Below are 18,409 nucleotides of genomic sequence, written 5' to 3' on the forward strand. Positions count from 1 at the left end.
CCGACCATCAAGCCCGAACCGCTGGCAGCAGGACAGTGGATGGCTTCGGCTGTGCGCTGAAGCAACTGTCGGTCAATCAAAGCCTTGCATCGTCGAGTTTCGATATCTACCGCAAGGCAACGCAGTCCAGCCTGCTGGATCAGGTCCAGACACCGGCAAGCGATCAGGGCTTCGTGATCGGAGTTGCCCTTCAAGGTGGCCATACACGGCGCATCTTTCGTCCGCATCACGCCTCAAGCCACGATTTCACGGAAAATGCGATCTATATTCGCGATCTCGCGCAGGACTACAAAGCCGACCTTTCCACCCCTTTCGACTTCATGATGTTTCAGCTGTCGCCCGCATCGCTGGCAACAATCGCCGACGACTGCGACATGCCCGGCGTACGGATGCTATCCACGGAAACAGCGACGAAAGACATCGTGCTTGCCAATCTGGCGCGTGCGCTGATACCGGCACTGGCAAGACCCGCAGAGGCGAATGCGCTTTTCGTCGATCAGATGACGACGGCGATCGGCACCTATCTGATTCAGCGTTATGGCGGTCTGGCCGTCCCTTCCGCCAACAGGCCGGCAGGCCTGTCTCGTGCGCAGGAGGAAATGGCAAAAGACATCTTGCTGGAAAGACTTGACGGTGAGGTTCTGATTTCAGAGGTGGCGCAGGCCTGCAACCTGTCACGCGGTTACTTCATCCGCGCCTTCAAAGAAGCGACGGGCATGACGCCCTATCAGTGGCTTCTGAGCAAACGCATCGACAGAGCCAAGGAATTGCTGCGCTCCTCCAAGGCTTCGCTGGCAGAAATCGCGATTTCTTGTGGTTTTGCGGATCAGAGTCATTTTACCCGGGTCTTCTCCACCGCCGTCGGTGCCGCACCTGGTCTGTGGCGACGAAACGCTTGATCGTTCGGGTTCCGATCTTTTCCATTTCTCACAGGAACGACTGATTCTGCGCCCTTGCGTTGCGCCAGTTACCTTACGTCAAAATTTCTTGTTGCTGGCGTCGCTCAATTGAGAACGTTCTGATAAGCTCGCTGAAATCAGCTCAGCAGCGAGTTCCATTGTTTAAAAAAAATCCAGCCGGTCCTCATTACAGGACACAGAGACAACATAGTCAACATTTGCAATTCGTCTGTCGCACTGCGCTACCCGTTGGCGTGTTTGTCAGCGGATTGTGGCTCGTTGTTTTTGCATTGATGCAGAACTGGCCGCTTGTCGTGACCGAAGGGCTTCTGTTTGCCGTCATATCGGGAGGATGGCTTGCCGCGCGAAGGGGTTACATTTCATTTGGCATGCTCGTCTCGCAGATCGCTTGCGTCCTCTTTCTCGTCAGTTTCTCCCTCCTGTTCGATGTCCCCAACGAAGCCGTCCCACGCGTATCGCACATTTACCTTCTCATCATTGCGCTTGCCGGTTTCGCCAACTATCAACTTGATCCGACCCGCTTCCAGCTCGCTATCATCCTCACCTCGATTGCTTTTTTCATCCTGTTTTCCGTTTGTCCGCTGAGTTACGATTTTGCGACGCCGCTTTCCGACGATATCAGGAGCGTTACGGCCTGGATCCATGCGACAATGGCCGCTGCCTTGCTTTGCGGTGGCCTTTTGCTGATCCAGCGCAAGTTGGGGCCGGACAGTAAAAACGCCCGAGACCTGAGGACGGCCCTGGCTAGGGAACAGTTCGAACTTTTCTTTCAGCCGCAGGTCGACGGCGGCGGTCGATTGATCGGCGCCGAAGCGTTGCTTCGCTGGCGGCATCCACGGCTGGGCTACATTGCTCCGGATGAGTTCATACCCGTGGCGGAACGTGCCGGGCTGATGCCTCAGCTGGGCGGTTGGGTACTGGAACGCGGCATCGAGACATTGTGCGCCTGGCGCGATCATCCGGAAACCAAGGATCTGGTCCTGTCGATCAATGTCAGTCCCGATCAGCTGTTTCAGGACAATTTTGTCGGCAACGTCATATCGGCCCTGTCGGCGGCATCGGTCGAACCACACGCGCTCAAGCTGGAATTGACGGAAACGATGTTTGTCGCCGAAGTGGAGGAACTGATCAGCAAGATCAAGGCCCTGGAAAAGCATGGCATCGGTATTTCGCTCGATGATTTCGGAACCGGCTATTCCTCATTGAGCTATTTGCAGAGACTGCCATTGGAGCAGTTGAAGATCGACCGCAGCTTCGTGCGTGCCGTGGCCACCGAACGTGGTGCAAGACTGGCGCGCAACATATGCCAGATGGGTCACGATCTCGGCCTCCACATACTGGCGGAAGGCATCGAAACGGAGGAGCAATACCGCTTCATGCTGGATTGCGGGTGCAGCACGTTTCAGGGCTTTTATTTCGGACGACCCGTGGCACTGGATGTTTTCAGGCAACGTTTCTTCGGCTGAGATCACCGCCTGTCAGAGCTGGCGATATCCACGTTTGAAATAGATCAGCGCCTCTTCGCCCTCGCCCGCAACAGTCTCGAGCACATCACAGACCAAGATATCGTGGGTCCCGCCATCATGAATGGTGCGAATGCGGCAATCGAAGGAGCAGAGCGCCCCGGCAAGCACGGGCGAGCCCGTCTCAAGCGTCTTCCACTCACCGGCTGCGAAACGCATATCGGTCGGCGTCTTGCCGCCGAAGAGATTGCTCAACGGTTCCTGATCTGCCGAGAGCGTATTGACTGAGATCACCCCGTTCCCGACCACGAACCTGTATGTGGAGGAATTCTTGTTGAGGCAGACCAACAGCGTCGGTGGATTGTCCGAAACGCTGCAGACGGCAGTCGCTGCAAACCCTGCCCGACCTTCCGGCCCATCGGTGGTGACGATGTTGACGGCACCGGCCAATTGCGACATGGCGTTGCGATAATCGAGGCTGCGTTGCTCCGCAGTCTTGGACTCCATTGCGGCATCCTTTTCGAGAAACGATATTTGCATCTAAACGAAGCTTCCTAACAAGTCATCAAGCCATCCCGCCCTTTTCGTTCCGGCATTATGTTCTGCGACCCCTTAGGCGCGTGGGATTGCAGTCTGAAAAAACCGTACGATCCCGTTATGAGGACGAACGGCGGAACAGAATCCAAAAAACACTTTCTAGACCGAAAAAACAACTATTATTGCCTAGTTTCTGAGCAAATATCTGCGTTGCATATTTTTCATATCATGCAATATTTGAATTGCTGAATATCAATGCTGCGAAACACGCATGATAGGTCGATAATGGAAATCAAGCAGCTTGAAGTGTTTTTGGCAGTCATGTCGGCAGGCAGCATCACTGCTGCCGGGCGATTGCTTGACCGTTCGCAGTCACAGGTCACGCGGCTGATCCAGGAACTGGAGGCCTCGATCGGTTTCGCATTGTTCGAGCGCAACGGGCCCAGAATCACGCCAACGCCCAAGGCCATTTCCTTTCACTCCGAGGCCGAGCGTTTTTTGAGCGGCATGGGTCAGCTTCGGGAACGGGCAAAAACCATTCTGGCCGAGGAACTGCCGCCAATCGAAATCGCTGCAATTCCGGCTTTTGCAAGTGGTCTCGTCCCGCTGGCGCTCGCAAAACTGCCGCAAAGCGTTTTACCGCGAAACGTGCATTTGCGCAGCGTTTCGGCGGAAACCGCCGTGCAATCGGTTTTGGGTCGTACCGCAGATTTTTGCGTGGCATCGCTGCCCGTCGAGCATCCCGGTCTGGAGGTCCACGGGCTCTTTCAGTCGCCTTGCGTCGCAGCCGTCTCGTCCAGCGATCCGCTGGCTCAACAACAGACGATTTCCATCAGCGATTTGGGCGAGCGTTGCGTGATCACCATGGCAAACCCATTCCGGCTGCGGCGTCGCGTCAATCACGCATTGGAGGCTGCGAATGTCCGTCCTGCACGGCTGGTCGACACCAATGCTGCGATCAATGCCCTGCAACTGGCCTCCACCGGGTTCGGGGTTGCGATCGTCGAACCCGCAACGGCCTATGGCGTGCAGCTCAGAAATATCGAGATCAGGCCGCTTGATGTCGATATCCCGTTTCTCTGGGGCATTTTTTCCGCCTCATCGAAACCGCTGCCCGAAAGCGCGCGAGAGTTGATCCAGTTGATCATCCGCATCTCTTCTGCGCGCATGCCCGGTTTCGTCGCACATGATCCGGCACATCTCGAACGCGTTGCCGACGCCACCTTCGGTGTCGATTCTCATGCAAAGGAGTTTTGACGTGACCGATGCTTCATCCGCCTCGGCAGCGGGCCTTGCCAACCTTGAGCAAAGGCTTGCAGAGGACCTGTCCTTTCTCGAACTGCCGCCCAAGGAGTGGGTGCCGGTGACGACGCACGACGGCCAGCGTGTTTACGATACGGTCGTGATCGGTGCGGGGATGTGTGGCCTGGTCGCTGCGGCGTCGCTGAAAATGCTAGGCATCCGAAACGTCGTGTGTCTTGACCGCGCGCCAAAAGGGCTTGAAGGCCCATGGGTCACCTATGCCCGAATGGAAACGTTACGCTCACCCAAACAACTGACAGGGCCGGCGCTCGGCCTGTCGGCGCTTACGTTTCGTGCGTGGTTTGTCGCTCAGTTCGGCACCGACGCCTGGGACGGGCTCGGCAAAATTCCGAAGGGCCAGTGGATGGACTATCTGGTCTGGTACCGCAAAGTGCTGGATCTTCCGGTGCGTAACCGCATTGCCGTAACCGACCTCGAACCGCTCGGCGATGCGCTCATCGCAGTCACGACGAACGATCTCGATAGCGGCTCGACAGAACGTATCTACGCGCGTCACGTCGTTCTCGCGACAGGCCGTGATGGACTCGGCAGCGGGTATGTACCGCCTTTCGTGGAAAAGATCGACCGTCAGCTCTGGGCGCATTCCGCGGCAGATATCGATTTTGCAGCGTTGAAAGGCAAGCACATCGCTGTCGTCGGCGCGGGCGCTTCGGCAATGGACAACGCCGCGACTGCCCTGGAGATGGGTGCCGCCGGTGTCGACATGATTATTCGGCGAAAAGACCTTCCGCGCATCAACAAATTTACCGGCATTTCCAGCCAGGGCGTCGTGCATGGCTTTGCCGGCCTGAGCGATGACTGGAAATGGAAGTTTCTGCAACATACGCTCGGCGCCCAAACGCCACCACCGCGCGATTCGACGCTGCGCGTGTCACGCCATCCAAACGGTCGCTTCTTTCTTGGCACGGGCCTGAACGGTGCACACCAGGACGGTCGAAGCGTGGTTCTGGAAACCGCTCGCGGCGACATGAGCTATGATTTCGTGATCTTCGCGACGGGCTTTACTGTCGATCTCGCCAAGCGACCGGAGCTCACACGCTTCGCCTCGCAAATACGCTTCTGGAGCGATGTGTTCGACCCCGCAGCCGGGATGGAAAATGGCGAGCTGGCGACTTCCCCCTATCTCGGTCCCGATTTCGAGTTTACCGAAAAGGCACCCGGCAGCAGCCCTGCGCTTCGGCTCATTCATTGCTTCAACTACCCTGCCTCGCTCAGCCATGGCAAACTTTCGGGAGACATACCGGCGGTCAGCGATGGCGGACGCCGGTTGGCCCGCGGCATCGCCCGCAGCCTTTTCGTCGCTGATCGTCAGACGCATTTCGACAATCTGGTGGCCTATGAGACGCCCGAGTTGCTGGGCGACGAATGGACCGACTCCGCAGAAATGATCCCGAGCCTGATGAAAGGTGCGGCTGAATGACGGTGAGCAAAACCGATACCGCTGGAGCGACGCTGTGAGCCGTTACCTTCTCGTCAAGCTGGCCGAGGCCGCGCTCGCCATTTGGGGGGTGGTGACGATCGTGTTCTTCGTCAGTCGTGTCCTCGGCGATCCCGCCGTGCTGCTGGTGCCGGTGGGTGCCAGCCAACAGGATATCGATACGATCCGCACCGCGCTCGGGCTCGACAGGCCGATCATCGAACAATATGTCGTGTCGCTTCTGTCCATGCTGCGGGGTGACTTCGGCATGTCGTTCCAGCAGGGACGGCCCGCAATGGATATCGTGCTGGAGCGTATGCCGGACACGGCACTTCTTGCCGGTACTGCTTTGGTGTTCGGCTCCATCATCGGTGCGGTTTGCGGCGCGATCGCGGCATTGAAGCGCGGGACGATTTCGGAACTCATCGTGATGGTGGCTGCCCTTCTGGGTCAGGCGACGCCGGTTTTCTGGCTCGGCATCATGCTCATCCTGATCTTTGCGGTCGATCTGGGCTGGTTCCCCACGGGTGGTGCCGGGACATGGGCCCATCTGGTATTGCCGGGATTGACCCTGTCCGTCTTCGTCTCAGCCTCGATTGCTCGTTTGCTGCGCTCATCGCTTCTGGACATCATGCGAGAGGATTACGTCCGCACGGCGCGGGCAAAGGGTCTTTTGCCGCGCACAGTATTCTTCTGGCATATCGCGCGTAATGCGCTGATCCCGGTCGTCACCATGATCGGCATCATTGCAGGTGAGCTTCTTGGCGGTTCGGTGGTTATCGAGACGGTATTCGCATGGCCGGGCGTCGGTCGCGTCATCATGCAGGCGATCCAATCGCAGGATTTTCCGGTCATTCAGGCGGGTGTGGCTCTGATCGCCGCCATCTTCATCGTGGTCAACCTGCTGGTCGATCTCCTGTACGGGGTTCTCGATCCCCGTATTCGTCGACGATAGGAGCGGTGCCATGAAATCTTTCTTCCTCGCCCTCATCAAAAGCCGCGCCGGTCTGTTCGGTTTTCTGCTGGTGATCGTTTTCGTCCTGGCGGCACTGTTTGCGCCCTATCTTGGTCTGCCGTCACCGACGCGGTCCAATCTTGTTGCCCGCATGGCCGAACCGACCTGGACAGGCATTTTTTCGCCCGGGGCGCACCCGTTGGGCACCGACGAACTTGGACGCGATATTCTCTCCCGCATCATTCATGGCAGCCGCATCACGTTGGCAATTGCTGCGGCCTCCGTCGTACTCGGCGGCATCGTCGGGACTCTGCTTGGCATCGTCGCCGGTTATTATCGTGGTATCGTTGACCGCATCCTGATGCGTGTCGTCGACATTCAGCTGGCTTTGCCTCTGATGCTGCTTGCACTTCTGGTCGTGGCTGCCCTCGGACCATCGACGCGCAACCTGATCATCGTCCTGGCGCTGACCAGCTGGCTGCGTTACGCCCGTATCATCCGCGGCCAGGTTCTGGCCCTGCGCGAGCGCGAATTCATTCTGTCCGCCCATGCGATAGGCGCTGGAACATGGCGCATCATGATCAAACATCTTCTGCCCAACGTCATGACGCCCGTGCTGGTCATCGCCACGTTGGAACTTGCGCGCATCATCATCATGGATGCGGCACTCTCCTTCCTCGGCCTTGGCGTACAGCCACCGAACCCAAGCTGGGGCCGCATGCTGGCCGATGGCAGGGTCTATATCTCGACGGCCTGGTGGATCGTCACTTTCCCCGGTGTCGCCATCGTGCTGACCGTGCTCAGCATCAACCTTCTGGGTGACTGGCTGCGCGACTATTTTGATCCGAAATTGAGGACTATGCGATGACCCAAAACCACACCCTGCCGCCACGCGTCGGACGTCTGAAAGCCGGGATGGCCAGACATGGCATCGACGTGATCGTATCCTTCAAGCCGGAAAACAGCTTTTATTTTACCGGCTTCAACCCGATCATCTATTCGCATCCGGTCATCGCGATCCTGACGCGTGATCATGATCCGATCATGCTCGTACACGCGCTTCGCGACGATCATGGACGTGCCAGCGCCTGGGTTCCCGATATCCGGCTCTACGGTTCCTGGTCCACGAAGATCACGATGGGACCGAACTGGCAGGATGCATTGGCCTCCATTCTCGGGGATCTCGGGCTTGCCGGAAAAACCGTCGGCATCGAGGAAGAATTCATATCCATCCATCGCATGAAGCAGCTGCGTGCAGCTCTGCCGGATTCGCATTTTGCGGATGCCAGTCACCTGATCGACCAGTGCAGACTGATCAAAGACCCGGACGAAATCGCACATGCGCGCATTGCCGCCCGTCTTGCCGACCTTGGCATGGATACGGCCGTATCCACTCTGGCCTCAGGTGGTAGCGAACGCGAGGTCGCCATCGCTTCCATGCACGCGATGAACACGCTATGGGCCGCGGAATATCCCGATGTCGAGGTTGCCGATTTCGGCTCTCTGGAAGGTGGCGTGCAGAACGGTATGGCGACTTGGGTCCTGTCGGGACCTCGCATGTTCTTCAATTGCGACAATCCCACCCAGCGCAAACCGCAACGCGGCGAGGCCGTCTCCGTTCTGATCTGGACGATCGCCAACGGCATCCATGCGGAAAACGAGCGGACCATCGCCATGGGTCCATTGCCAGATGCCAACCGCCGCGCCCTCGACGCCATCTTGGAGATACGCGAAGAGGTCGACCGTCTGATCAAGCCCGGCACGCCTTACAAGGATCTTTTCGAAAAGACCCGTGAGGGGCTGCAGGCACGTGGTTATGGAGCAAATATTCCAGGCCGTATCGGCCATGGGATAGGGCTTGGAGCGCACGAGCATTCATCGCTCGATGCAGCATCGTCTCTGGTGCTTGAGCCGGGCATGCTGTTCACCTTCGAACCCAATATCCGCGTGCCTGGTATGTGCGCAACGCAGATTTCCGACACGGTTCTCATCACTGAAGACGGACGCGAATATCTCACCCGCTCGGCTGGCGGCTATCTGGAGGTCTAGGGGCAGACATGGCGCCATTGCTCGAAGTCCGCAATCTGACTGTCGCATTCGACACGCCGTCCGGCACGGTGCACGCCGTCAATGACGTCTCCTATACGCTGGAAGAGGGTGAGACCCTGGGCATCGTCGGGGAATCCGGTTCGGGCAAGAGTGTGCACGCGCTGTCCATGGTCGGTCTGATTGCATCGCCGCCCGGTCGTATCGTGGGTGGTGAGGTTCTGTTCAGAGGTCGTAACCTGCTGACACTGTCCAAACGCGACCTTTTCGAGGTGCGCGGGCGGGAAATCGGTTTCGTTTTTCAGGACCCTATGACCTCGCTCAATCCGGTTCTGACCATCGAGCGGCAAATTGCCGAACCGTTGCGGCGGCACTTTGGAATGTCGGCAGCGGCTGCGCGCGCCCGTGTGGTCGAACTGCTCGAACTGGTTGGCATTCCCGATGCCGCTCGCCGGGCAACACAATACCCGCACGAGTTTTCCGGCGGTATGCGCCAGCGCGTGATGATCGCCATCGGCATTTCCTGCAATCCGAAACTGCTGATCGCCGACGAAGCAACGACCGCGCTTGATGTCACCGTGCAGGCGCAAATCCTCGATCTGGTGCGTGATCTCAAGCGCCGCATCGGTACGACGGTCATCTGGATAACACACGACATGGGGGTTGTTGCCGGTCTCGCCGATACGGTTCAGGTCATGTATGGCGGCCGCATCATGGAGCGCGGCCCGGTTCGCCCTGTCTTCCACGATCCGCGCAGCGCCTATACCTGGGGGCTGCTGAAATCGCTGCCGCATGGCGGCAAACGCGGTATCAACAGGCTCTATCAGATCCCCGGCACCCCGCCCGATATGAGCAAGCCGCCTGTGGGGGACCCCTTCGCGCCCCGCAACCCTTTCGCTACACCGCGTTGTTTCGAGCAGGTGCCGCCGCTGGTGGATGTAGTGGGAAGCGAGCCGGGCCACAAAGTCGCCGCCTGGTACGACCTGAAGGCTGACCTTGCCAAGCAGGAGGTCCAGCCATGAGTGATATATCGCTTTCCCCTGCCGCAGCGGCGCAGTCTCTTGTTTCCGTTCGCAACCTCAGCAAGCTCTATGGCGGCGAGAAGCGTTTTCTGGGCGGCAATGCGCCGATACTGAAGGCCGTGAACGATGTGAGTTTCGATATCGCACCGGGCGAAACACTCGGGCTCGTCGGCGAATCCGGTTCGGGCAAGAGCACGACTGGTCGCATCCTGCTGCAACTGGAAGCACCGAGCGGCGGCGACATTCTCTTCAAGGGGCAAAATATCACCGGCCTTTCCAAGTCGCTGCTGAAACCTTACCGGCGTGACATGCAGATCATCTTTCAGGATCCCTACGCCTCGCTTAATCCGCGCATGACGGTGGGGGAATTTGTTGCCGAACCTCTCGACGTGCATGGCCTGAGCGGCAATCGCAGCGAAAGGCAGGACCGGGTTGCTGGTCTTTTCAAGAAAGTCAGTCTCGATCCGTCCTTCATGAAACGCTATCCGCATGAATTTTCCGGTGGGCAACGCCAGCGCGTTAACATCGCCCGGGCGATTGCGCTAGACCCGGCTTTCATCGTCGCCGATGAGCCGATCACGGCGCTCGATGTCTCGATCCAGGCACAGATCGTCAATCTGTTTCAGGATTTACGGGATGAGCTGGGGCTGACCTATCTCTTCATTGCCCATGATCTGTCGATGATCCGTTACCTCTGCCACCGCGTCGCTGTCATGCTGCGAGGTCGCATCGTCGAGATCGGACCATGTGAGGCCATTTTCGCTAACCCGCAACACCCCTACACACAGGCGTTGCTGTCGGCCATTCCAGTGCCAGACCCCGATATCGAGCGTAGCCGCAAGCCGATCACGTTCGATGTCGGGACCAATCTGCCGTCCGAGACGGCGCAACTGCAGCCGCTCGGTGGCGGTCACTTCGTGTTACGGAGCTGAGCGATGCACCTCTTCGCCACGCATTTCGGTACCTATGAAGTCGCTGAGGATGCGCATGGCAAACCCCGCCTTTTGCCGTTTCGACACGATCCTGCCCCCTCGGAGATGGGGCTTGGATATCTGGCGCTGGCCGATCATCTGCAGCGGGTTCGAGCGCCAATGATACGCAGGTCGTGGCTGGAAAGCGGTCCGCTTGCTGGTACCGGCAGGTGGCGTGGCAATGATGAATTCGTGACGGTCAGCTGGGATAAGGCCGCGAATCTGGTCGCAGACGAAGTTCGGCGCGTGTCATCGATCCATGGCAATCAGGCTATCTTCGGCGGTTCTTATGGTTGGGCGAGTGCTGGCCGGTTTCATCACGCGCAAAGCCAGCTCAAACGCCTGCTCAATCTTGCAGGCGGTTTTACGTCTTCGGTCAATACCTATTCCTATGGCGCGGCTGGCGTGCTGCTGCCTCATGTGCTTGGCGCAGATTACAAGGATGCCTGCGATACTTCGCCATCATGGAACGACATCGCCGACCATTGCGATCTACTGGTTGCCTTCGGTGGCTTTCGCCTGACCAACACACAGGTGGAAGCGGGCGGCACCGGTAGCCATCGCGCTGCCGAATGGCTGAAGCGCTGTCAGGAGCAAGGGACCGAGATCGTCATCTTCAGCCCCGCAGCCAGCGACGCGCCCGCTGGAAAAAATGTCCGACACATTCCGCTTCGCCCCAATACCGATGCTGCAGTCATGCTCGGCATGTGCCACACGCTGCTTGTGCACGGCCTGCTGGACCGCAGTTTCCTGACCCGCTGTACAGTCGGGTTTTCGGAGCTTGAGACTTATCTGACCGGTAAGATCGACGGTGTTGCCAAGGATGCCGCATGGGCCTCATCCATTTCAGGCGTCCCCATGGATGCGATCGTGGCGATCGCCAAGAACCTGAATCATCAGCCGAGCCTCATCAATGTCGCCTGGTCGTTGCAGCGGGCGCAGTTCGGCGAACAGCCCTTCTGGACGGCAATCGCGCTTGCCTGCATGGCAGGTCACGTCGGCAAGGCTGGCTGCGGCTTTGCCTTCGGCCTCACCGCCGTCAATTCCGTCGGCCAGCCCGTACGGCGTCTGAAAGGCCCTGCTTTCGATCAGGGCCACAATCCCGTCAGACAATATATTCCCGTTGCGCGCATTACCGAGCTTCTCGAAAATCCCGGCGGCACGATGGATTACGACGGACGCGTGCTTACCCTGCCTGACATCAGGCTGATCTGGTGGGCAGGAGGCAACCCGTTCCATCACCATCAGGACCTCAACCGGTTGAGACAGGCATTTCAAAGGCCGGAGACCATCATCGTTTCCGAACCGATGTGGACGGCGACGGCGCAGATGGCCGATATCGTTCTGCCATCCGCCCTTCCGTTCGAACGCGATGACATCGCCGCATCCTCTCGCGACAACTGGCTCGTCTACAGCCGTCGCGTGGTACAGCCGCCAAACGGCATTCTCAGCGACCACGAATTTTATGGGCTGGTCGCCGATCGGCTCGGTTTTCGTTCAGAGTTTGATGGCGGGCTGTACATTGATGAATGGCTGGTCAAAATCTACGATGGATATCGCGATCGGTACCCGGAACTACCGGATTTTCCATCCTTCCAAGACCGTGGCTTTGCCGCGCTTGACGAAGGCGCGGACGCACCGGCACCGGCAGATCATTTTCGCCGGTTTGCAAACGACCCTCGTTCAGCGCCGCTGAAGACCCCGAGTGGTCGCATCGAGATTGGCTCGGAGGCAATTGCGGCATTCGGATATGACGACATGCCGGGCCATCCGGTGTGGATGCCGCCTGCGGAATGGCTTGGTGCACCGCTTGCAAAAAAACACGGATTGCATCTTCTTTCGCCGCAACCAGCCCACCGTCTTCATGGCCAGTTGGAGCTTGGACCAGCAAGCCAGAGCGCAAAACGCCATGGTGCCGAACAGTTTTCGCTGAGTTCCGCCGATGCTGCCCGCCTTGGGTTACGCGACGGGGACCTCTGCGAAATCTATAACGACCGTGGCCGTTTGGTGGCAGCGCTGGCCGTGGATACCGGCCTGATGCCGGGTGTGATCGTGCTGCCGACAGGAAGTCGGTACTCCCCGGATGCAGAGGGCGTCGATCAGGGCGGCAACCCGAACACGCTCACCGACATCGCACCTGCCTCTACCCTGTCGCAGGCCACCGCGCCGAATTCCTGCCTGGTTTCGGTTCGTTTGTGGAAACGGATCGGGCGGGAGGCTGCATGACCGATCATGGCACCGGTTTTCGCGGCATCGGTAATTTCGAAATGCTTTCTAAAAGATGTGCATTCCACGGAAGCCGATTTCTTGAAATCTTATACAACTGCATGAAAAGAAAAGATAATTATGATCACTAGGAGATGGAATATGAAAAGCAGACTACCCATGGCGGCCGTGGCCGCCGCATCATTCGCCGCACTGATATCATCCACCGCGCTGGCGCAGGAAAAGACCCTGACGATTGCCGTGACGAATATGATGAATACGTTCGATCCGCATATGACCGCTTCGGTCGGCACCGATCTCAGCCTACTTAGCCACATCTATCCTTCGCTGGTCCTGCGGGGACCCGATCTAAAGATTGCGCCTTCGCTCGCCACGGAGTGGAGCAATGTCGATGATCTGACATGGCGCATCAAGCTGCGCTCCGACGCCAGCTTCACCGATGGTGAAAAGATCGATGCGGAAGCGGTGAAGTGGAATTTCGACCGCGTCCGTGATCCCGCCGTCAATGCCCGCATCAAGGCGTGGTTCACGCTGATCAGCGATGTGAAGGTCGTCAGCCCGACCGAAATCGAAATCAAGACCAGCTCCCCCTACCCGGCCTTGATCGATCAGCTCTCGATGTTTTTCCTGTTGCCGCCCAAATGGGCCGCCGAACACAAACCGGCAACGGAAACGGCCTCGGGCGGACCATATGTGATATCGTCGGTCAAGGCAGGCGACAGCATCACGCTGGAAGCCAATCCGAAATATTGGGGCGAAAAACCCGCCTTCGACAAATACGTCATCCGTGTCATCCCAGACGCGGCAAGCCGCGTTGCTGCCCTTTTGGCGGGTGAAGTCGATTTCATCAACTCCATCCCGACCACCGAGATCGAGCGTATCAAGACTAGCGGCAATGCCCAGGCGGGCGCCGTGCCGAGCACACGCACCGTGTTCATCAAATTCAACACGCTCAAAGCTCCGCTCGATAACAAGCTGCTGCGTCAGGCACTGAATTATGCTGTCGATAAGGAAGGCATCGTCAAGGCGATCTTCAATGACCAGGCGGAAGTCGCGCATTGCCAGGTCACATCGAAGAGCTATTTCGGTTTCAACCCTGACCTCAAATCTTACCCCTATGACCCCGATAAGGCGGCGGAGTTACTGGAAGAGGCAGGTGGAGCACCTGAAGAACCGATCGAATTGGAAGTACCGACAGGCACTTACCTGAACGGCGAGGAAGTGGTTCAGGCGGTTGCAAGCCAGCTTGAAGAGATCGGCGTGAAGACGAAGATCACCGAGATGCAGTTCAGCACCTATATGGACAAGTATCTGAAGGCCAAGGATCTCGGTCGCATGAGCCTTCTCAGTCAGGCATGGCCGACCATCGATGCCGACGGTCTTCTGACACTCTTTGCGCCCGGCAACATGTATGCCTATTGGGACAATGCCGATTTCGGCAAAGCGTTGACCGATGGCCGTTCCACCATGGACAAGGCCAAGCGTCTGGAAGCCTACAAAAAGGCGACCGAAATCATGTGTGACGAGGCGCCTGCCCTCTTCCTTTACACGCAGCCGACGACCTACGGCCTGTCGAAGAAGATCACCTGGGCAGCCCGTGGCGACGATTGGGTTCGCGCCTTCGACATGAAGCCAGCTTCCAACTAAACAAACTGGCGCTTCGCGTTAGCGCGGAGCGCCTCCTTGCCACCGGTTTCAGGTGGCCAAGATATGTCCCGGAAATGCCATGCCCACTGTCGATTTTCCTGCCGACCGGACACTCACCGATATCGCCGCGCGCGAGTGGTCGTTCCGACGTCAGCATATGGTGCGGGAACTCGGGGCCCATGTGCCGCTCAAAAGCGCGCTTCCCAAATTGGATCCGGCCAGTCAGGCGGAAAAACTGGCCTTCTGGACGGCCATCATCGGCGAACTCGACGTACTGAATGGTCATGCGCTCTCGCCGACTGGACGCGAGGACCAACTTGTGCTGCGCCAGCAGGTGGAAGCGCTACGCCTGTCCCAGCTATACCGAGACTACGAGCGGCCATTCAATGCTTTCACCAGCTTTTGGGATGACACCGCAGCTTCCATCCGCGAAGAGAGTTTCGACCACGAACACAAATATCGTGATGCCATCCACATGATGTACGACTTGCCACGTTACTTCGACGAGGCAACCGCAAATATGAAGCGTGGTCTGGAACGGGGTTTCAGCCAGCCTAAGATCATCATGCCGGCAGTCATTCGCACCATCGAAGCCGTATTGACGCAGACGCCCGAGCAAACCGATTATTTTCGGCCCTTCCATACGATCCCACGAACCGTACCGATCGAGGTTCGGCGCGAGCTTGTTCAAAAAGCGAGAACGGCGATCAGTGAGGCTGTGATGCCTGCTTATGGGCGACTTCTCACCTTCATGCGTGACGTCTACGCGCCCAACGCGATGACGAAAATCGCCGCTGCGGAACTTCCAGACGGGCCTGCCTATTATCGTGCCAAGGTGCGTGAATTCACGACGCTCGAAATGTCTCCCGATGAGATTTACCGATTGGGGCTCGCAGAGGTCGAAAGCTGTAACGCCCACATGTTGGCGACCGTTCGCGAAAGTGGTTTCGATGGGTTACTTGCAGAGTTTCTGGTATTCCTGAAATCCGAGCAGCAATTTTATCCAACCTCACCGCAGGATCTGCTGATGCGGGCTGCATGGATCACGAAAAGGGTCGAAGCGAAGCTCGACCGGTTTTTCGACGTTCTGCCCCGCCGCCGCTTCGCCATCGAGGCGGTGCCGGACAATATCGCGCCCAATTATCCGATGGGTACCGGTGCGCCAGGGCTTTACCTGCTCAACACCTTCGATCTGGCATCCCGGCCGCTCTACCTCCTGCCTGTGCTGACATTGCACGAGGCCGTGCCGGGCCATTGTTTCCAAATGTCTCTTGCTGCCGAGAACCTGTCACGCCCACCTTTTCGCGCGCAGACCTACGGCATTGCCTATGGAAATGCATGGGCGCTTTATTGCGAAAAGCGGCTTGGCGTCGAGATGGGCATATACGAAACGCCTTACGAACTGTTCGGCATGTGGAGCCTGCTGACACTCAGGGCCGTACGCATGGTCGTGGATGTCGGCGTCCATGCCAAGGGCTGGAGTTACGACCGCGCGCGCGACTATATGGCTGAAAAGACTGGCCTGCCCATGCCGGTCATAGAGGCTGAACTTACGCGCTATATCAGTTGGCCCGGTCAGGCTCTGGGCTATTATCTGGGCATGATGACCATTGAGCGCGCACGCGAAAAGTCTGAGCGCATGCTTGGCCAAGCTTTTGACATCAGCGCTTTTCATGACCGGATTCTGGCACTGGGCCCGGTTCCGATGACCGTGGTCGAAGACAGTATCGACCGGATGATCACTGAGCATCTCGACAGCCAGGCAAAGCCTGAAGCACAAAAGACAGAGGATATCTCATGCCGACAGTAACGCTGAACGGAGCCACCTTCGTCTACGACGAAGCCGGCGATCCAAACGCCGAAACGATCATCGCCCTGCATGGCGGTCGCGGTATCGGTGACCGCAAAAGCGAGTTCAAAGCCTATAGGGTTCTTTCGGATCGCTACCGGGTCATCGCCTATGACCAGCGCGGATGCGGTGAAACCAGCCTGACGCCACCCTATACGTTCGAGCAACTGGCAGACGATGTCGAGGCATTTCGCGTCAACCTGTGCGATGGCAGAAAGATCATTCTCGAAGGCGGCTCTTTCGGGGGCATGATCGCACTTACCTATGCGATCAAATACGGCCAAAATCTCTCTCGCCTTATCCTCCGCGGAACGGCTGCAAGCTATCATCACGAGGATGATGCGATGGTCGTCTTCAAGGAACGCATCCACAAGGCGCCGAGCGCATCGCTGGACATGCTCGACAAGATGTTTTCCGACAGGGTGATAGACGATACAGAACTTCGGCTGATCTGGCTGGCTCTACAGCCGCTCTACTACGAAAAATTCGATCCCGATGCTGCGCTTGAGCGCACCCGCACGATGCATCTCCACGCAGAAACGCATAATGCCCTGTTCAAGGAAAAGCTCTACGACCTACGTGACCGTTTGAAGGAGATTTCAGTGCCGACGCTGGTCATTTGTGGTGCACAGGACTGGATTTGCCCGCCAAACCATTCGCGCCTGATCGCCGAAAGCGTTCAAAATGGTGAGCTGCTTGAGGTTCCCAATGCCAATCACTCGGTCCATGTCGAGGCGCATGAACACGTCATTTCGGCAATTCGCGACTTTCTCGGGCGAACGGCGGATGACGCTTGAATTCTTTATGGCACTGAGGGTTTGAAATTCTGCCAAACCGTAGTGGTGAAGAGCCCTAGAGACGCTTCTAAGCCGCTATATCCGCTTTCCTCTGCGCAGGTCAGCCCAAAAAATTTGGGCTGACCGTTGATCAGGTTCACAAGCCTCTGCCAGATCAGTCCATCTGTATGTTAGCGTCCTTGACCACAGGACCCCATTTCGCAATTTCCTGGGACACATGCGTTTTGAGCTCTTCGGGGCTGGAACCCACGATCTGGGCGCTGAAATCCGCCATGCGTGCGGCGACGCTAGGGTCTGCCAAGGCTTTTTTGGCAGCAGCGTTCAGGCGGTCTATCGCTTCTGGCGGGGTGCCCGCAGGCGCAAAGAGCGCGTTCCAGGTATATGTCTCATAACCCGGCACGGTTTCCGCAATGGTCGGTACATCGGGGAAGGATGACGCCCGTTCCTTGGTGGTGACCCCGAGTGCGCGCAATGTGCCCGATTTGATGTGCCCTGATGAGGACGGCAGGTTGTCGAACATGATCGAAACCTGATTTCCGAGAAGATCGTTGAGAGCCGGTCCAGACCCCTTATAGGGCACGTGCTGCATGCTGACGCCCGCCATGCTTTTGAACAACTCGCCGGAAAGATGAAGCGGCGTGCCATTACCGGAAGAGGCATAGGCGTATTTATCGGGCTCCGCCTTCAAAAGAGCCACCAGTTCTGCCACCGTATTGACGGGAAGTTTCGGATTGACGACCAGGACATTGGGCACGACCACAAGCAATGAAATCGGCGCAAAGTCTTTTTCGGGATCGTAGGGCTTTGTCTTGAGAATCAGAGGATTAAGGGCGTGTGTGGCGACGGTGCCCATGAGGACGGTGTATCCATCCGGCTCCGCTCTTGCGACCCGATCGGCACCCAGATTGCCACCCGCGCCGGCGATATTTTCAACGACGACCTGCTGACCGAGATCGTCACCCATTTTCTGCGCGATAACGCGTGCAACGACATCCGTAGAACCGCCTGCCGCAAATGGAACGACCAGCGTTATCACCCTATCGGGAAAATTCTGTGCCTGTGCAGGATTGCCTAGCGAAAAAAGTGAGACTGCAGATGCGGCAAGCGCCAGAGCGGTACGCCGTGTGATAGATCGATGCGTCATTGAACCTCCTGTGGAGTGGCCTCCCCGCCACCGCGCCATAGTAGCCCAACCGGACCTGAGAGCAAGTCGCCTTCCGCACACTGCGCTCGGTT

General features: G+C 57.9%; 15 protein-coding genes. 13 read left to right on the forward strand and 2 right to left on the reverse strand.

The annotated features are described in order from the left end of the window. The first annotated feature begins 65 nt into the window (after positions 1 to 65). Both ASF29_RS00230 and ASF29_RS00235 read left to right on the forward strand, forming a co-directional pair. Positions 66 to 899, forward strand: a complete 834-nt coding sequence (locus ASF29_RS00230; RefSeq protein ID WP_062448540.1) for an AraC family transcriptional regulator — start codon at positions 66 to 68, stop codon at positions 897 to 899. A gap of 218 nt (positions 900 to 1,117) precedes the next feature. Beyond that, entirely contained in the window at positions 1,118 to 2,386 is a 1,269-nt protein-coding gene (locus ASF29_RS00235; protein WP_156462486.1) for an EAL domain-containing protein, read from the forward strand. Positions 2,387 to 2,398: 12 nt separating this feature from the next. On the opposite strand, the gene ASF29_RS00240 is transcribed toward ASF29_RS00235, so the two are convergent. Beyond that, positions 2,399 to 2,923, reverse strand: a complete 525-nt coding sequence (locus ASF29_RS00240; RefSeq protein ID WP_062447288.1) for a flavin reductase — start codon at positions 2,921 to 2,923, stop codon at positions 2,399 to 2,401. Between the two features lie 282 nt (positions 2,924 to 3,205). Here ASF29_RS00240 and ASF29_RS00245 point away from each other — a divergent pair, with 282 nt between their 5' ends. The 11 genes from ASF29_RS00245 to ASF29_RS00295 all read left to right on the forward strand — a co-directional run bounded on the left by ASF29_RS00245 (position 3,206) and on the right by ASF29_RS00295 (position 17,173). Next, positions 3,206 to 4,177: a LysR family transcriptional regulator gene (locus tag ASF29_RS00245; protein WP_062447291.1), complete on the forward strand. Its 972-nt coding sequence runs from the start codon at positions 3,206 to 3,208 to the stop codon at positions 4,175 to 4,177. Beyond that, complete coding sequence (locus ASF29_RS00250; RefSeq protein ID WP_062447294.1) at positions 4,161 to 5,663, forward strand: NAD(P)/FAD-dependent oxidoreductase; 1,503 nt, start codon at positions 4,161 to 4,163, stop codon at positions 5,661 to 5,663. Before ASF29_RS00245 ends, ASF29_RS00250 begins: the two co-directional genes overlap by 17 nt. A gap of 34 nt (positions 5,664 to 5,697) precedes the next feature. Then, entirely contained in the window at positions 5,698 to 6,615 is a 918-nt protein-coding gene (locus ASF29_RS00255; RefSeq protein ID WP_062448542.1) for an ABC transporter permease, read from the forward strand. A gap of 10 nt (positions 6,616 to 6,625) precedes the next feature. Then, positions 6,626 to 7,483, forward strand: coding sequence for an ABC transporter permease (locus tag ASF29_RS00260; RefSeq protein WP_062447295.1), 858 nt, complete (start codon positions 6,626 to 6,628; stop codon positions 7,481 to 7,483). Next, positions 7,480 to 8,664 (forward strand): Xaa-Pro peptidase family protein, encoded by a 1,185-nt coding sequence (locus tag ASF29_RS00265; RefSeq protein ID WP_062447298.1) that lies wholly within the window; start codon positions 7,480 to 7,482, stop codon positions 8,662 to 8,664. Before ASF29_RS00260 ends, ASF29_RS00265 begins: the two co-directional genes overlap by 4 nt. Before the next feature lie 8 nt (positions 8,665 to 8,672). Further along, positions 8,673 to 9,683 carry an ABC transporter ATP-binding protein gene (locus tag ASF29_RS00270; protein WP_062447301.1) on the forward strand — a complete coding sequence of 337 codons (1,011 nt, stop codon included), beginning with the start codon at positions 8,673 to 8,675 and terminating at the stop codon, positions 9,681 to 9,683. Beyond that, the gene (locus ASF29_RS00275; RefSeq protein ID WP_062447305.1) at positions 9,680 to 10,615 is read left to right on the forward strand and encodes an oligopeptide/dipeptide ABC transporter ATP-binding protein; all 936 of its coding nucleotides are present in this window, start codon (positions 9,680 to 9,682) and stop codon (positions 10,613 to 10,615) included. Before ASF29_RS00270 ends, ASF29_RS00275 begins: the two co-directional genes overlap by 4 nt. A 3-nt stretch (positions 10,616 to 10,618) precedes the next feature. Continuing rightward, on the forward strand, positions 10,619 to 12,880 hold the full coding sequence (locus ASF29_RS00280) for a molybdopterin-dependent oxidoreductase (protein ID WP_062447307.1): 2,262 nt from the start codon (positions 10,619 to 10,621) through the stop codon (positions 12,878 to 12,880). 141 nt (positions 12,881 to 13,021) lie between these two features. Further along, positions 13,022 to 14,527: an ABC transporter substrate-binding protein gene (locus ASF29_RS00285; protein ID WP_062447310.1), complete on the forward strand. Its 1,506-nt coding sequence runs from the start codon at positions 13,022 to 13,024 to the stop codon at positions 14,525 to 14,527. Positions 14,528 to 14,606: 79 nt separating this feature from the next. Then, the gene (locus ASF29_RS00290) at positions 14,607 to 16,337 is read left to right on the forward strand and encodes a DUF885 family protein (RefSeq protein ID WP_062447312.1); all 1,731 of its coding nucleotides are present in this window, start codon (positions 14,607 to 14,609) and stop codon (positions 16,335 to 16,337) included. Beyond that, entirely contained in the window at positions 16,325 to 17,173 is an 849-nt protein-coding gene (locus tag ASF29_RS00295; RefSeq protein ID WP_062447314.1) for an alpha/beta hydrolase, read from the forward strand. Before ASF29_RS00290 ends, ASF29_RS00295 begins: the two co-directional genes overlap by 13 nt. Before the next feature lie 154 nt (positions 17,174 to 17,327). Here the strand turns inward: ASF29_RS00295 and ASF29_RS00300 are convergent, their stop codons facing one another. Further along, complete coding sequence (locus ASF29_RS00300) at positions 17,328 to 18,317, reverse strand: tripartite tricarboxylate transporter substrate binding protein (protein ID WP_062447316.1); 990 nt, start codon at positions 18,315 to 18,317, stop codon at positions 17,328 to 17,330. Positions 18,318 to 18,409 lie beyond the last annotated feature (92 nt).

The sequence above is a fragment of the Rhizobium sp. Leaf262 genome (assembly GCF_001422245.1).
In the GTDB taxonomy this organism is placed as follows: Bacteria; Pseudomonadota; Alphaproteobacteria; order Rhizobiales; family Rhizobiaceae; genus Agrobacterium.

Excerpts from the sequence above, each read along its gene's own strand:
- ASF29_RS00285 (WP_062447310.1), top strand. The coding sequence starts at position 13,022 with ATGAAAAGCAGACTACCCATGGCGGCCGTGGCCGCCGCATCATTCGCC.
- ASF29_RS00260 (WP_062447295.1), top strand. The coding sequence starts at position 6,626 with ATGAAATCTTTCTTCCTCGCCCTCATCAAAAGCCGCGCCGGTCTGTTC.
- ASF29_RS00295 (WP_062447314.1), top strand. The coding sequence starts at position 16,325 with ATGCCGACAGTAACGCTGAACGGAGCCACCTTCGTCTACGACGAAGCC.
- ASF29_RS00240 (WP_062447288.1), bottom strand. The coding sequence starts at position 2,923 with ATGCAAATATCGTTTCTCGAAAAGGATGCCGCAATGGAGTCCAAGACT.
- ASF29_RS00270 (WP_062447301.1), top strand. The coding sequence starts at position 8,673 with ATGGCGCCATTGCTCGAAGTCCGCAATCTGACTGTCGCATTCGACACG.
- ASF29_RS00275 (WP_062447305.1), top strand. The coding sequence starts at position 9,680 with ATGAGTGATATATCGCTTTCCCCTGCCGCAGCGGCGCAGTCTCTTGTT.
- ASF29_RS00250 (WP_062447294.1), top strand. The coding sequence starts at position 4,161 with ATGCAAAGGAGTTTTGACGTGACCGATGCTTCATCCGCCTCGGCAGCG.
- ASF29_RS00290 (WP_062447312.1), top strand. The coding sequence starts at position 14,607 with ATGCCCACTGTCGATTTTCCTGCCGACCGGACACTCACCGATATCGCC.
- ASF29_RS00265 (WP_062447298.1), top strand. The coding sequence starts at position 7,480 with ATGACCCAAAACCACACCCTGCCGCCACGCGTCGGACGTCTGAAAGCC.
- ASF29_RS00300 (WP_062447316.1), bottom strand. The coding sequence starts at position 18,317 with ATGACGCATCGATCTATCACACGGCGTACCGCTCTGGCGCTTGCCGCA.
- ASF29_RS00280 (WP_062447307.1), top strand. The coding sequence starts at position 10,619 with ATGCACCTCTTCGCCACGCATTTCGGTACCTATGAAGTCGCTGAGGAT.
- ASF29_RS00245 (WP_062447291.1), top strand. The coding sequence starts at position 3,206 with ATGGAAATCAAGCAGCTTGAAGTGTTTTTGGCAGTCATGTCGGCAGGC.